General features: G+C 64.3%; 15 protein-coding genes and 1 pseudogene. 2 read left to right on the forward strand and 14 right to left on the reverse strand.

Going from position 1 to position 12,283, the window contains the following annotated elements; all coding sequences use genetic code 11:
• Position 1: 1 nt before the first annotated feature.
• From ABQF30_RS27565 to ABQF30_RS27590, 6 genes and pseudogenes are all read right to left on the reverse strand, one after another.
• A pseudogene (locus ABQF30_RS27565) lies at positions 2 to 193 on the reverse strand (carboxymuconolactone decarboxylase family protein); the annotation flags it as partial.
• Entirely contained in the window at positions 190 to 945 is a 756-nt protein-coding gene (locus tag ABQF30_RS27570) for an SDR family NAD(P)-dependent oxidoreductase (RefSeq protein WP_448469855.1), read from the reverse strand. The pseudogene ABQF30_RS27565 and the gene ABQF30_RS27570, both read right to left, overlap by 4 nt.
• A gap of 13 nt (positions 946 to 958) precedes the next feature.
• Complete coding sequence (locus ABQF30_RS27575; RefSeq protein ID WP_448469857.1) at positions 959 to 2,239, reverse strand: cytochrome P450; 1,281 nt, start codon at positions 2,237 to 2,239, stop codon at positions 959 to 961.
• Positions 2,236 to 2,700 carry a hypothetical protein gene (locus ABQF30_RS27580; protein ID WP_448469859.1) on the reverse strand — a complete coding sequence of 155 codons (465 nt, stop codon included), beginning with the start codon at positions 2,698 to 2,700 and terminating at the stop codon, positions 2,236 to 2,238. The genes ABQF30_RS27575 and ABQF30_RS27580 overlap by 4 nt, the downstream gene beginning before the upstream one ends.
• A complete protein-coding gene (locus ABQF30_RS27585) occupies positions 2,697 to 3,221 on the reverse strand; it encodes a hypothetical protein (RefSeq protein WP_448469861.1) in 525 nt (174 codons plus the stop codon). The genes ABQF30_RS27580 and ABQF30_RS27585 overlap by 4 nt, the downstream gene beginning before the upstream one ends.
• A 40-nt stretch (positions 3,222 to 3,261) precedes the next feature.
• A complete protein-coding gene (locus tag ABQF30_RS27590) occupies positions 3,262 to 4,632 on the reverse strand; it encodes an aromatic ring-hydroxylating oxygenase subunit alpha (protein WP_448469863.1) in 1,371 nt (456 codons plus the stop codon).
• 615 nt (positions 4,633 to 5,247) lie between these two features.
• On the opposite strand from ABQF30_RS27590, the gene ABQF30_RS27595 reads away from it, so the two are divergent.
• The gene (locus tag ABQF30_RS27595; RefSeq protein ID WP_448469865.1) at positions 5,248 to 5,847 is read left to right on the forward strand and encodes a TetR/AcrR family transcriptional regulator; all 600 of its coding nucleotides are present in this window, start codon (positions 5,248 to 5,250) and stop codon (positions 5,845 to 5,847) included.
• Between the two features lie 113 nt (positions 5,848 to 5,960).
• On the opposite strand, the gene ABQF30_RS27600 is transcribed toward ABQF30_RS27595, so the two are convergent.
• From ABQF30_RS27600 to ABQF30_RS27615, 4 genes are all read right to left on the reverse strand, one after another.
• The gene (locus tag ABQF30_RS27600; protein ID WP_448470084.1) at positions 5,961 to 6,272 is read right to left on the reverse strand and encodes a ferredoxin reductase domain-containing protein; all 312 of its coding nucleotides are present in this window, start codon (positions 6,270 to 6,272) and stop codon (positions 5,961 to 5,963) included.
• Between the two features lie 42 nt (positions 6,273 to 6,314).
• Positions 6,315 to 7,412, reverse strand: a complete 1,098-nt coding sequence (locus ABQF30_RS27605; RefSeq protein WP_448469867.1) for an LLM class flavin-dependent oxidoreductase — start codon at positions 7,410 to 7,412, stop codon at positions 6,315 to 6,317.
• Positions 7,409 to 7,900, reverse strand: a complete 492-nt coding sequence (locus ABQF30_RS27610) for a GNAT family N-acetyltransferase (RefSeq protein WP_448469869.1) — start codon at positions 7,898 to 7,900, stop codon at positions 7,409 to 7,411. Before ABQF30_RS27610 ends, ABQF30_RS27605 begins: the two co-directional genes overlap by 4 nt.
• A gap of 90 nt (positions 7,901 to 7,990) precedes the next feature.
• Positions 7,991 to 8,563, reverse strand: coding sequence for a Uma2 family endonuclease (locus ABQF30_RS27615; RefSeq protein WP_448469871.1), 573 nt, complete (start codon positions 8,561 to 8,563; stop codon positions 7,991 to 7,993).
• A gap of 125 nt (positions 8,564 to 8,688) precedes the next feature.
• On the opposite strand from ABQF30_RS27615, the gene ABQF30_RS27620 reads away from it, so the two are divergent.
• Entirely contained in the window at positions 8,689 to 9,552 is an 864-nt protein-coding gene (locus tag ABQF30_RS27620) for an SDR family oxidoreductase (protein WP_448469873.1), read from the forward strand.
• Positions 9,553 to 9,776: 224 nt separating this feature from the next.
• On the opposite strand, the gene ABQF30_RS27625 is transcribed toward ABQF30_RS27620, so the two are convergent.
• From ABQF30_RS27625 to ABQF30_RS27640, 4 genes are read right to left on the reverse strand one after another with little or no spacing between them, the layout of a single operon-like run.
• A complete protein-coding gene (locus ABQF30_RS27625) occupies positions 9,777 to 10,187 on the reverse strand; it encodes a hypothetical protein (RefSeq protein WP_448469875.1) in 411 nt (136 codons plus the stop codon).
• Positions 10,188 to 10,189: 2 nt separating this feature from the next.
• Complete coding sequence (locus ABQF30_RS27630) at positions 10,190 to 11,407, reverse strand: O-succinylhomoserine sulfhydrylase (protein ID WP_448469877.1); 1,218 nt, start codon at positions 11,405 to 11,407, stop codon at positions 10,190 to 10,192.
• On the reverse strand, positions 11,404 to 11,817 hold the full coding sequence (locus tag ABQF30_RS27635; protein WP_448469879.1) for a rhodanese-like domain-containing protein: 414 nt from the start codon (positions 11,815 to 11,817) through the stop codon (positions 11,404 to 11,406). The genes ABQF30_RS27630 and ABQF30_RS27635 overlap by 4 nt, the downstream gene beginning before the upstream one ends.
• Positions 11,814 to 12,281, reverse strand: coding sequence for an Rv0361 family membrane protein (locus ABQF30_RS27640; RefSeq protein ID WP_448469881.1), 468 nt, complete (start codon positions 12,279 to 12,281; stop codon positions 11,814 to 11,816). The genes ABQF30_RS27635 and ABQF30_RS27640 overlap by 4 nt, the downstream gene beginning before the upstream one ends.
• Positions 12,282 to 12,283: the final 2 nt, after the last annotated feature.

Genomic DNA, 12,283 nt, shown 5'->3' on the forward strand with positions numbered 1-12,283 from the left:
CCATCTTCGGGTGGCGTGCGAGAAGTCCGATGATGTCGAACAAGAGGGGGTCGGCCGAATGGCCTGTCCCCGTCCTGGGCACCTTCTCCCCCGGCAGACCCAGCAACGCGCCGAACGCGGCGTACTCGTCGTCGCCCCATCCGTCGGCGGCCAGCGGTACCAGGAGCGGCCCGTCGCTTTGCGCACCGGTCATGTCCTTCGCCCTCCGTTGACACCGATGACTTGCCCTGTCACATAGGAGGATTCGTCCTGACACAGGAAGATGGCAGCATTGGCGATGTCCTCCGGTCGGCCCGCGCGTCGCACCGGGGTGGCCTTGGCGAAATGGTCCAGTGACGCCGTGAACCGGCCTTCGTCGATCGCCTTCTCCAACATCGGGGTGACGACCATGCCGGGAGGAATGGTGTTCACAGTGATCCCCATCGGACCCAGTTCGAGGGCGAGGCTCTTGGTGAATCCGATGACCCCGGCCTTCGAGCTGACGTACGCGGCCATTCGCGACTGACCACCTTGAGCGCTCGACGACGAGATGTTGACGATGCGGCCCCAGTGGGCGTCCACCATGTCGGACAGCACCTCCTGGGTGCAGATGAACGGCCCCCTCAGGTTGATCGCCATCACTCGATCCCAATTTTCGTCGGTGATGTCGGTGAACTTGCCGAACTGCTCGATCCCGGCGTTGTTGATCAGAATGAGCACCCGACCCAGGTCGGTCCGCACCTGGCCGACTGCTGCCCTGACCTGTGTGCGGTCGGAGACGTCGACGGTGTAGCCGTTGACGGTGCCGCCCTGCCTTCGCAGTCGGTCGACCTCGGCGCAGATCTGGTCGGTGACGAGATCGAAGATGGCGACCTTGGTGCCGCGGGCGGCGAGCGCCTCGGCGATGGCGAGGCCGAGGCCCTGTGCACCGCCGGTGACGATGGCGGTGGTGTTTTCGAAAGGCATTGCTGCGGAACTCCTACGAGAACTCGATGTGCAGACGGGTGAGACCGCGCAGGATGAACGTGGGCAGATATCTGTAGCGCCGGGACCCGGGCGGTCCGTGCTTGTCCTCGTCGATCTTGATGTCGGAGGTTCGGTCCAGGAGGCGGTTGAGGCTGACCTTCGCCTCGGCACGGGCGAGTGGCGCACCGGGACAACTGTGCGGACCACGCCCGAAGGCGATGTGCTGTCGGGCATTCGGCCGTTGGAGGTCGAAGGTGTCGGGGTCGGCGAACCTGCGAGGATCCCGGTTGGCTGCCGCGTTGTTCAGCATCACCGTGGTCCCTGCGGGTAGCTCCACCCCGCCGACGGTGACCGGCACCTTGGACAGCCGGAAGTCGCCGCGGATCGGACTCTCGACCCGAAGCGCCTCCTCGATGAAGCCGGGGATCAGACTGCGGTCAGCCCGCAACTTCGCCTGCAGCTCAGCGTCGTCGGCGATCATCATCACCGCGGTGCTGAGCAGGCGGACCGTGGTCTCCTGTCCGGCAGCGAACAAGTTCGCCGCGACACACACGACATCGGTCACCGGTGGGGTCCGGCCGTCCGGGAAGAGCGCGGACGCGAGGCCGGTCAGCACGTCGTCGACCGGATTTGCGCGGCGGTCGGTGATGTACTCGGTGAATTTTCCGTAGAGGTATTCCAGCGGCGAGTGGTGCATCGCGTCTCCGCTGCTGCTGCCGATGGTGCCGGTGGAGGTGAGGAGTTGGTCCTTGAAGTCGTTGTGGTCGGATTCGGGCACACCGAGTAGATCGGCGATGACGAGCATCGCGAACGGATTGCCGAAGTCACCGACGAATTCGCAACGTCCATCGGTGAGCGCGTCGTCGTACTGCCGGTCGGCCAACCGCCACATGAACTCCTCGTTCTCCTTGAGGCGTTTGGGCGTGATCATCCGTGACAGCAGTGCCCGGTGATCGGTGTGCAGAGGCGGGTCCAGGGTCGGCAGCTGATCGTTGAACGGCAGCTCGTCACGGTGCCGCACAATCAGTTCCGAGACGTCGTTGCCCTCGAGGGGAACCGGGAAGCCCGGGAACGGACCGGTGACCGCGGTGCAGGAGGAGAATCGCACGTTGTCGTTGTAGACGGCGACGGCTTCCTCGTAGCCGGTGATCATCACGACGTCGTGGTGTGGCTCGCGACGCACCGGGCACTCGTTGCGCACCGCCGCCAAGTACTCGTACGGATCGTGCAGCACCGAGTCGTCGGTGAAGAAGTCGACTGCGTCGATGTTGGCCGGTGTCAGCTGGTCGGTCACTCAGTGCCCCCGGCATTGTCGAAACTGGGTAGCGCGGCCGGGTCCGGCAGTTGCATCTGGAGGTAGACCGCAACGTAGGTGATCTTGTCGTCCGCGTTGAACTCATACACCGAGGCGGTGTTGACGACGCTGCTGAAATCACCGATGGTGCTGCGCTCTTCGAGTTCGAGGAACGCCACGTCATCGGTCTCGGTGAGGCGCTTGAACGAGCAGTCCCAATCCGAGGACTTCGCCCAGTTGGTAAGGAACTCGGTGTATTCCGCCCAGCACATCACCTCCTTGAACGGGCCGATACGGACGAACTCTTCTACCGCGATCAACTCGGCCAGCGGCGCCCAACTGTCGACCGAGAAGCCGGGATCCTTCGCACTTTTCACCAGGCGGCTCATCGTTTGGCTGTACTCCAGCACCACCCGTGACCGTCCGGTGGTCTCGCCGATGGCATCGTCGATCGTCGTCACACCGTCACCCCCGCGGCGGCGAGTGTCCGCTCCAGGGCCTCGACGTACTCGCCGGTGCCGTGGAACGGCCCGTGCACACCGATGGCGACATCGAGGAAGGTGCTGTATTCGTCGTTGACGTGGGTCTCCCATCTGGTGAGTTCACCTTTGTCGTTCGTCTGTATGAAGCTGTAGGAGTAGAAGCCCATCTTCACCCCCGCTTCTGTGTGCCCCTCCCACCGTGTCTTCATGGTCAGGCCGTTCGACGCAGGCCAGTAGTCGAAGCCGGCCGGCTTCCAGTCCGGGAACTTCAGGGAGTAGGCCTTTGCCTCCATGGTCGAGGCTTTGGCGGTGTCGGTGGGGAACTCGCTGAACGGAAACACCTGGTCTCCGGTGAAGTACGGCGACACGTAGACGCCATCCTCGGCGAACTTCCATGTGTCAGCGAATGCTTCGCCGTCCTGCACGCCTTGGCGCAGATAGGCGTCGCGATACGCCTCGGCCATGCGGGCGTGATGGGCGATGCGTTGTTCGAGATTCAAGTCGTCCTTCTTCCAGAGCCGTAACGGGGATGGTGGGGGGTCAGCGGTTCGCGGTGTCGGCCATGTAGCGGTCGACGACCGAGTGGAAGTGCGCGATGACAACTTCCTCCTTGACCAGCGAGATGTGGTCGAGCCGGTCGTTACGCAGGCCCTTCTGCTGGCGAGGCATCTGCTCGTAATCCTGCTGAAGCGCCTCGAAATACTTGTGGCTCCCCGGCGTATCCACCACGATCGCCTCCGCCCGGACTGCGTCGCGGAACTCCTGCGGGAGATACATGTAGCTGGCCACATGCCAGATGCAGCGGTTCGGGTCGCCGTCGGGATGCGGCCTCGCCATGATGACGTGGCATTCGCCGGCGCGCACGGTCATGAAGTAGTTGGGGAAGAGCACCCAGCCCTGGTTGTCGACCATCTGACTGTCCGTCAGGCCGCTGACATCGAGCCCCATGCCGGTCAGCACCTCGCGGGTCGCTTGTTGCAGCAGTATGCGGGCGGTGATGCCGTCCGGGAACACCACGTTCCCGTCGGCGTCCTGGTAGGGCGCGATCAGCTCCTGGAAACGCGGAATCACCGCAACCGTCCCGGGGAAGGTTTCGGGTAGGGCCAGGATCCCAGCGACCTGATCCTGCACGCCGGCACCCACCACCTCGAACGGAGCCATTGCAGCGCTGTGGTTTTCGAAGAACCGGTACCGGGCCGTCCGCGGGTTGATGTGCAGCACCTGAAGCAACTGAGGATGGATGCCGTTGATGTGATAGCCCTCTTCGAAAGCATCCATGACGACTTTCCAGTTGCACTCGATCGCCTCCGTGACATCCATGACGGTGGTGAACGTCTCGATGTTGTAGGGCTCGAGAAGGGCGACGACTTCCTCGCCGAGGTAGTCACGCAGAGGAGGGGCCTCAGGATCCGGGTTGAGGAAGATGAAACCCGCGAAGGTGTCGACCGAGACCTGAAGTAGCGAGTTCTCGGTCTTGTCGATCGGGCCGGCGAGGTTCTCGCGCAGCATGCCCTTCAATCTGCCGTCGAGGTCGTAGGACCACAGGTGGTACTGGCAGAGGAACCCGCGCTTCGCGTTACCGGTCTCGGTGATGCACAGTGCGTTGCCGCGATGCCGGCAGGCGTTGACGAAACCTCGGAGCAGGTCGTCTTTTCCCCGGACGATGATGAAGGACTGGTCGAGAATCTCGTATTTTTTCCAGTCGCCGGGTTTGGGTAGGTCCTCGACCCGGCCCACGATCTGCCAGGTCCGCTTCCAGATCGCTTCCCGCTCGCGCGCAGCGTACTCCGGAGAGGTGTAGCGCTCGGTGGGGATGGTCATGTTCAACGTCCCGGACTGGACGTCATCCATTCCCAAGCCGAGGCCCGAAGCGGGGTCGACCCATTCTCCGGGCCGGGTTGATGCTGGCATCAGTGGAGTTCTCCTCAGTCGGCGGTGTCACGGAGTCGAGGGGTGCGTCGGACGAGGGCCGTCAGTCGAGCCAGTGAATGGCGCAGTTCCCATGTCCGCACTGTGTGTGACCCGACTCACGATATACACGTGTGTTTTAACGATGCAAGTGTGTATAAATGTGTGCAGCATCACGTCCGTGTACGAGAGAGGTCCACCGTGAATTATCAGCTCGACGTGGTCACCGCCGGAGTGGCGGAGGCGGTTCGCCGCGTCGGCGGGCTGATGTTTGACCGTGGCCTGGCGGGTTGGCGCGGGGGAACATGAAAACCGAGCCACCAGCGGAACTTCTCCTCTGGGGACGGCCTGCGAACAGTGAGCTGACCGGCCTCCTGCACCCCGTGCGGTACGGAATCAGCGTGGCAGCTAGGAGATTCAAAGAAGAAGCGCTTCGCTGCGCCGCCCTCGACGGCCCCGTCGAGCCCTGGGAGGAGTTCTGGGCGAGCGGCGTCCTCGACCAGCCCCCGTTGGGGCATCTCCGGCGCGCAGAGCCCGGGTTGGAAGGCGCCGGGCCTTGGAACGGCGTTGCAGCCCGCGCGCATGAGCCCTCAGCGAAAGTGGTGGGAGGATCCCCCCATGGCTGAACGATGGACCAAAGAGCGTCGAATCGAACACACCCGCCAAATCCTGCTCGACGCCGCTGAGGAAGTCTTCGCCCGCAAGGGTCTCACCGGTGCGGCGCTCGAAGAGATCGCCGATGCCGCGGGTTTCACCCGCGGCATCATCTACTCCCAATTCGGAGCCAAGGAGAAGTTGTTCCTCGCGGTCGTCGACCGCCAACGTCAGCGCTTCTTGGACGGGTTCTCCGAGGTGATGATGTCCTTTCATAGCCACAGTGACGTCGACGTCCAGGAACTTGCGCAACGATGGCGCGAATTGAGCAGCGGGACAGACCGTGCGGCACTGGGATACGAGCTGACGTTGTTTTTGCTGCGCAATCCCGACGCCCGCGACCGAGTGGCCGCCCAACGGCTCGAAACCATCCGCGCGCTCGGTGAATTCATCAGCAAGAACGTCGCCCGAATCGGAGGAACCCTGACCATTGATGCCGAGACTTTGGCCCGCGTGGTCCTAGCCGCCAACGATGGCATCACCCTCGACAGCCATATCGACGGCGAGGACCTCTATCGCCCCTATCTGCAGCTGGTGATGTCCGCCATCGAGGCTCCGCGATAACCGCAACCCGGCTACCCGCCGACCCGACACGAAAAGGCTACTGATAAATGCCGACGATCTGATTCTGGTGTGCATCGACGGCAAGGATCAGCGACCAAACTGCGGCGTCCCGATCAACTGAGCACCTTGTAGCCCAACAGAAAGAACCCGGTCAGGCACAGCCCGCACGCCAGCACGATGGTCGGCATCAGGATCATCTGGTCAAGTTCGTCAGGATCGAACACCTCGTCGTCGTCCACCGCTCCGAAGAACACCCGGGCGAACGCGGTCCGGCGGAACGCGTGCATGCGCCGACGCATACTCGCCGAATCCGCCCGCCGGCCGATGAACAGCCGCAGCGCCACTCCGGTCGCGAACACCGCCACCGCGCCTATCAGCAGCAGCGATCCCACGAGGACCTGCGAACTCGGCAAACGTACCTCCAGCCGGTGTCGGACACCTTCGGGCCAGCCTATCGGCCGAAATCGTCACAATCCCCAACGCTTGGCAATCAGTTCATGTGATCGCAGCCGGTCCTCGTGGCCATGTGTGACCGACGTGATGACCAGTTCGTCGGCGCCGCTGAGCCGCTGCAGCGCCTGCAACCGGTCCGCCACCTGATCCGGATCTCCCACGAACTGTGTTGCGGTGCGATCCTTCACCACCTCGAGTTGCTCATCGGTGAGCGCCGGGAGCTCGGCCGAGTCCGGGTAGGGCACCGCACCGTCGCCGGCCCGGATCGAATACACCCAGTGCCCGTAACCGGCGGCCAGTCGGCGGGCCGTAGCTTCGTCGTCAGCCACCACGACATCTGCCGAGACCACCACGTACGGTTCGGACAACTGTGCTGATGGGGTGAATCCGTTGCGGTACACCTCGATTGCCTCCAGCGCCGTGGCCGGGGTGAGGTGGTAGCTCGCGACGAACGGCAAACCGCGCGCCGCCGCGACACGCGCGCTCTGTCCCTTGCTGCTACCGAAAACCCATGGCGTCAGACCACTTCCGGCACCTGGAACCGCGGTGCCGACCTCATACCGGCCGTCCAGCATCGCCAGTATGTCGTCGACCTGATCCGCGAAATCCGGTGCGACTGCTTCGGGTTGCTGAAGCACCGCCATCTGGGCCCGCAGCCGAGGATTGCGCAGCAGCGCTGACACGTCGAACGGCGTCGGGATCACGACACCGTCAACCTCATGCCATTCCCTAGGCGGCCTGGGCACTTTCGGCTTCTCCCGGGCAGCTTCAGCGCGACGCTGCCCGGAACGGCCAATCCCCAAGTCGATCCGCCCAGGATGGAAAGCCGCCAGCGTGCCGAAGCTTTCGACCACCGCCACCGCGGTGTTATGACCGAGCTGGACGGCCGCGCTGCCGACCCGGATCCGGTCAGTGGCCGACGCGATCTGACCCACCAGCACCGCGGGCGACGAACTCGCCACCGCCACGAAATGGTGCTCAGCCACCCAAAACCGTTTGTAGCCCCACTGTTCGGCGTGCCGGGCCAGATCGACCGTGTTGCGCAGCGCGGTTGCGGCGTCGCTGCCCGCGCTGATCGGGGCGAGGTCGAGAATCGAGAGGGGCACGCTCATGTCGGCAGGACCTTCTCGAACGCAATCGGAAAGACGGCACCCTCGCCCTCGGCAGGCAGCGGCTCGCTCAGCCGGGTGTAGCCCGCTGACGTATACAGCGCCTCGGCCTCTGGCTGGAGATGCCCGGTCATCAGATAGATCCGCTGGTACCCGCGCGCGGCGATCTCGGTTTCCAGGTGCACCAGCAGTGTTTTGGCCAGACCACGCCTCCGGTGCCGGCTATCTGTCCAGATGCGCTTGAGTTCGGCGGTGTCGGCGTCGAAACGCTGGAACGCGCCGCCCGTGACCGGGAGTCCGTCGAGCAATCCGATGAACAGACCGCCCCCGGGCGGGGCCAGTTCATCCGGCGGCTCGCTGCGCAACCAGGCCATGACGCCCTCCGGCGTTCCGCCATACCGGTCCGAATACTCCACCGCCAACTCCGCCAGCAGCGGCGCGGCCAGTGGATCATCCAGGCCGACCGCGACGAACTGCACGGGTTCAGACATCACCACCGTTTCTATACGCACGGAAGGTTCAACGCTGACGGATCGCGGGTATGCCCGGCCGACTCAGCGTGATTTGAAATCTGGGTGTAGCTACGGGCCGGTCAGCACGTCCAACGAAAACTCAATTTCGGCGGGTTCGCGCACACGTATGCGGTCTCCGTCGAACGCTTCGACCCGTCGATAGATTTCACCGTCGAGGCGGTACGCGAAGAACCGGTCGCCAGTCGGCGCGTCGGGATCGACGATCCAGTAGTGCGGTATGCCCGCCTTGGCGTACTCGTGCAGCTTCATCACGTTGTCCGTTCCGCGCGAGCCTGGCGAGACGATTTCGATGACGAGCACAACGTCGGCTGCGGGGACCCGGGAAACGCGACGGCCGAACAGGCGATCCGGAATCACGGCGATATCGGGGTCGCGGACACTCGGCGGGAATGCGGCGCTCGTCGTCACCTCGATCTCGGGAACCGCTTCAAGTCCGTCCGGCAGGTGGTCGTCGAGGAGGCGGGTAAGCCGTTTCGAGATGCGTTGGTGCCCTAGTTGCGGACGGGGCGACATGATGAGGGTTCCCTCACTGAGTTCCCACCGTCGCGTCGGGTCGAGTTCGAGCGAGTCCCACTGCTCCAGGCTCAGCAGACCGCGTGGCAGGTGCGCGAGGTCGGTCACGGCGCACCTCCTTCCGACTCGAATAATTGCAGATTACGCGCACTGGCGATCGGATCGGAGTCTGCCGAGGCCCACCGACAAGTCGCCCTTCCCCGCAAAACTTGACACGTGTAAAGTTCGCCGCCATGGACAACATCAGGGGCAAGACCATCGCGATCACCGGCGCCGCTCGCGGTATCGGTTATGCCACCGCCAAGGCCCTGCTGGCGCGCGGGGCCCGCATCGTCATCGGCGACCGTGACGTCGCGCTACAAGAGTCGGCGGTCGTCGAACTCACCAAGCTCGGCCAGGTCTCCGGCTACCCGCTCGACGTCACCGACCGGGAATCGTTCGCGACGTTCCTGGACAAGGCCCGCACTGACGGTGGTGGCCACATCGACGTGCTCATCAACAACGCCGGAGTCATGCCGATCGGCCCGTTCCTCCAACAGAGCGAGCAGTCGATCCGATCCTCCATCGAGGTCAACTTCTACGGTGTGCTCGCCGGCTGCCAGCTCGCGCTGCCTGACATGGTCAAGCGTCGCAGCGGTCACGTCATCAATATCGCCTCGCTGTCCGGTCTGATTCCGGTGCCCGGCCAGGTGGTTTACGTCGGCGCCAAGTACGCCGTCGTCGGCCTGTCGACTGCGCTGGCCGACGAGATGGCCCCGCACGGCGTCGACGTCTCGGTGATCATGCCGCCGTTCACCAACACCGACCTGATCTCGGGAACGAAGTCCAGCGGTGCGCTCAAGCCGGTCGAACCGGAGGACATCGCCGCCGCGATCGTCAAGACGCTCGACAAGCCCAAGACGCACGTGTCCGTGCCGCCGCCGTTGCGGTTCACCGCCCAGGCTGCGCAGATGCTGCCGCCGAAGGGCCGCCGTTGGCTCAACAAGAAGCTCGGTCTCGACAACGTCTTCATGGAATTCGATTCCGCCAAACGCAAGAGCTACGAGGATCGCGCGCAGGCCGTGCAGGGCGTCATCGAGTCGGACGGCAAAAACTGACAACCGCGCCAGTAACGCGGTTGGCGGTTTGGGCCGCGATTTTCCGCCACAGCGTTACTGGCGTGGATTGCGCCTTCCGCATCAATACCGTTGGCTGTCAGAAATTGGCAGAAAGGATTGAGGTGACTCACGGAGTGGGCCAGCGTGGCTAGCGTTGCGCCTGAAGCGTATTCAGCGACTTTGTCACTAACAGCTCCTTGCAGTGCCCGACATTCCGTGGCGACCTAGGAAAACTCCGGCTGAGCACCACCGACGCGGTAGGCCTCGATCGCGTCGAGGTGTTCGAACAGTTCGTCATGGGTGAACTCGTACCGCTCGACGGTGCCGACGAACACGACCCGGACGATCGCACCGTCTTCGGCGGCATCGAGCCACAACGATGTGACGGGCAAGCCGTCGTCCACCTCGGCGCCGGACGGCTCGAAGAACCACACGGCGTAATCGTCGTTCGACTGTTCTTCGTCGAATTCCCAGCCGCGCTGGGTGATTCGCTCGTCGAACTCAGCCAGGTCGGCGACGACACCGTCCTCGACGGCCGCCATGTCCTGCACAATCTCATCGGGGACCCGGTGTACAGCGCGGGCCGCCTGCCGCTTCTTTCGGCGAGCCTTCTTCGCCGCGCTGTCCCGGGACACGGCTAGCCCAGCGCCTGTTCCAGATCGGCGATCAGATCCTCGGTGCCCTCCAGCCCGATGGAGACCCGTACCACGCCGTCGCCGAGGCCGATGGACGCGCGACCCTCCGGGCCCATGGCCCGGTGGGTGGTGGTGGCCGGGTGGGTGATCAGCGACTTGGCGTCGCCCAGATTGTTGGAGATGTCGATGAGGCGCAGCTTGTCGAGGACCTCGAAGGCGCGCGCCTTGCCATCGGCGGCATCCAGTTCGAAGGTGACGACGGTGCCGCCGCCGCGCATCTGGCGCTTGGCCAGGTCGAACTGCGGATGCGATTCCAGGAACGGGTATTTCACCCAGCTCACCGCGGAGTGGCCTTCCAGGAACTCAGCGACGCGCTGTGCCGAGCGGTTCGAGTAATCCACCCGAACGGCAAGTGTTTCAAGTCCTTTCAGCAGCGTCCAGGCGTTGAACGCACTGATCGCCGGGCCGGTGTGACGCATGAGTTTCTGCACCGGACCGTCGATGTACTCCTGGTCACCCAGGATCGCCCCGCCGAGCACGCGGCCCTGCCCGTCGATGTGTTTGGTGCCGGAGTACACCACCACATCAGCCCCGAGCGGCATGCCCTGCTGCAGCAGCGGAGTGGCGAAGACGTTGTCCAGCACCACCTTTGCGCCGGCCGCGTGGGCCATCTCGGACACCGCGGCAATATCCACCAACGACTGCATGGGGTTGGACGGTGTCTCGAAGAACACCGCCTGGGTCGGTACCGACAGCGCTTGCTCCCACTGTGAGAGATCGTCGCCGTCGACGAACACCGTCTCCACACCCCAGCGCGGCAGGATCTCGCTACACACCACGAAGCACGAACCGAACAGGCTGCGCGCGGCGACCAGACGATCGCCGGCACCCAGCAACGCGCCCAGCGACGTGAACACCGCGGCCATGCCGGTTGCGGTGGCGAAGCAGGCCGGCGCCCCTTCGATGAGCCGCAGCCGTTCCTCGAACATCGAGATCGTCGGGTTGCCGTAGCGCGAGTACACGTAGCGGTCGATCTCGCCGGTGAACGCCTTCTCCGCGTCGCCCGCCGTCTCGTAGACGTATCCCGACGTCAGATACATGGCCTCGGCGGTTTCCTCGAAACCGGAGCGCAGCAGGCCGCCGCGGACACCGATGGTGGCCTGGCCGACGCCGTCGGGCAACGCAGCCGGGGTCCGAACCGATGGCACGTCAGAACTCATGACTGCCTCCAGGGCAGGCCGACCGCCTTCCAACCCGTGCTACCGCGATGCCGGTTCTCGTCGAGGTTGCCCTCGAAACCGTCGAGCACGTTGTAGGACGGTCCGATACCCACCGCGGTCGCGGCCTCGGCAGCACCGATCGAGCGATTGCCGGAGCGACACAGGAAGACCACCGGCCGGTCCCCCGGCGTCACGCCGGACGCCTGCAGATCGTCGACGAATGCGTCGTTATGGCTGCCGTCGGTCCGGTTCCACTCGACGTACACCACGTCGCGCTGAATCGAGGCCAGATCCGGCACACCGACGAACCGCCACTCGGCATCGGTGCGGCAGTCCACCAGAACGGCCGCTGGATCCTCGCTCAGAAGTTTCCAAGCCTCCTCAGGCGTGATGTCTCCTGCATAGCTCACGGCGGTGAGTCTCCCACACTCGAACAGACCCGCCATTGGCCGTCCTCACGCACAAACGGCGTCTCGACGTTGACTTTGGTATCCGGCGCCTTGTCGAAGTGGTACACCACGGTGGCGGTGGCCCGGTCCCCGTCGATGCGCACGGAGGTGACGCCGTCGATGAATCGGGCACCATGTTCTGCCGTCGAATCACGTTGACGGGCAAGGAAATCGGCTTCGGTTCCGCGCTGCTCGGCGCAGGTGTAGTCGGCGAATTCAGAGTAACTCTCACGCTGGATGGCGTCGTTCTGCCCAACCGCCGCCCGGCCCACCTGTTGTTCGTCGGACAGCCCGTCGCCCTGGAACAGGTTGACCAGCGCAATGCCGATCACCACGAGCACAATGACGGCAAGGGCCGCCAAGAACGGCGTGATGGTGGGCCGATCCTGCGCCGAGTCCTCTGGGTTCGTTACGTCGTCGGCCATGA

Source organism: Mycolicibacterium sp. XJ870, assembly GCF_053483975.1.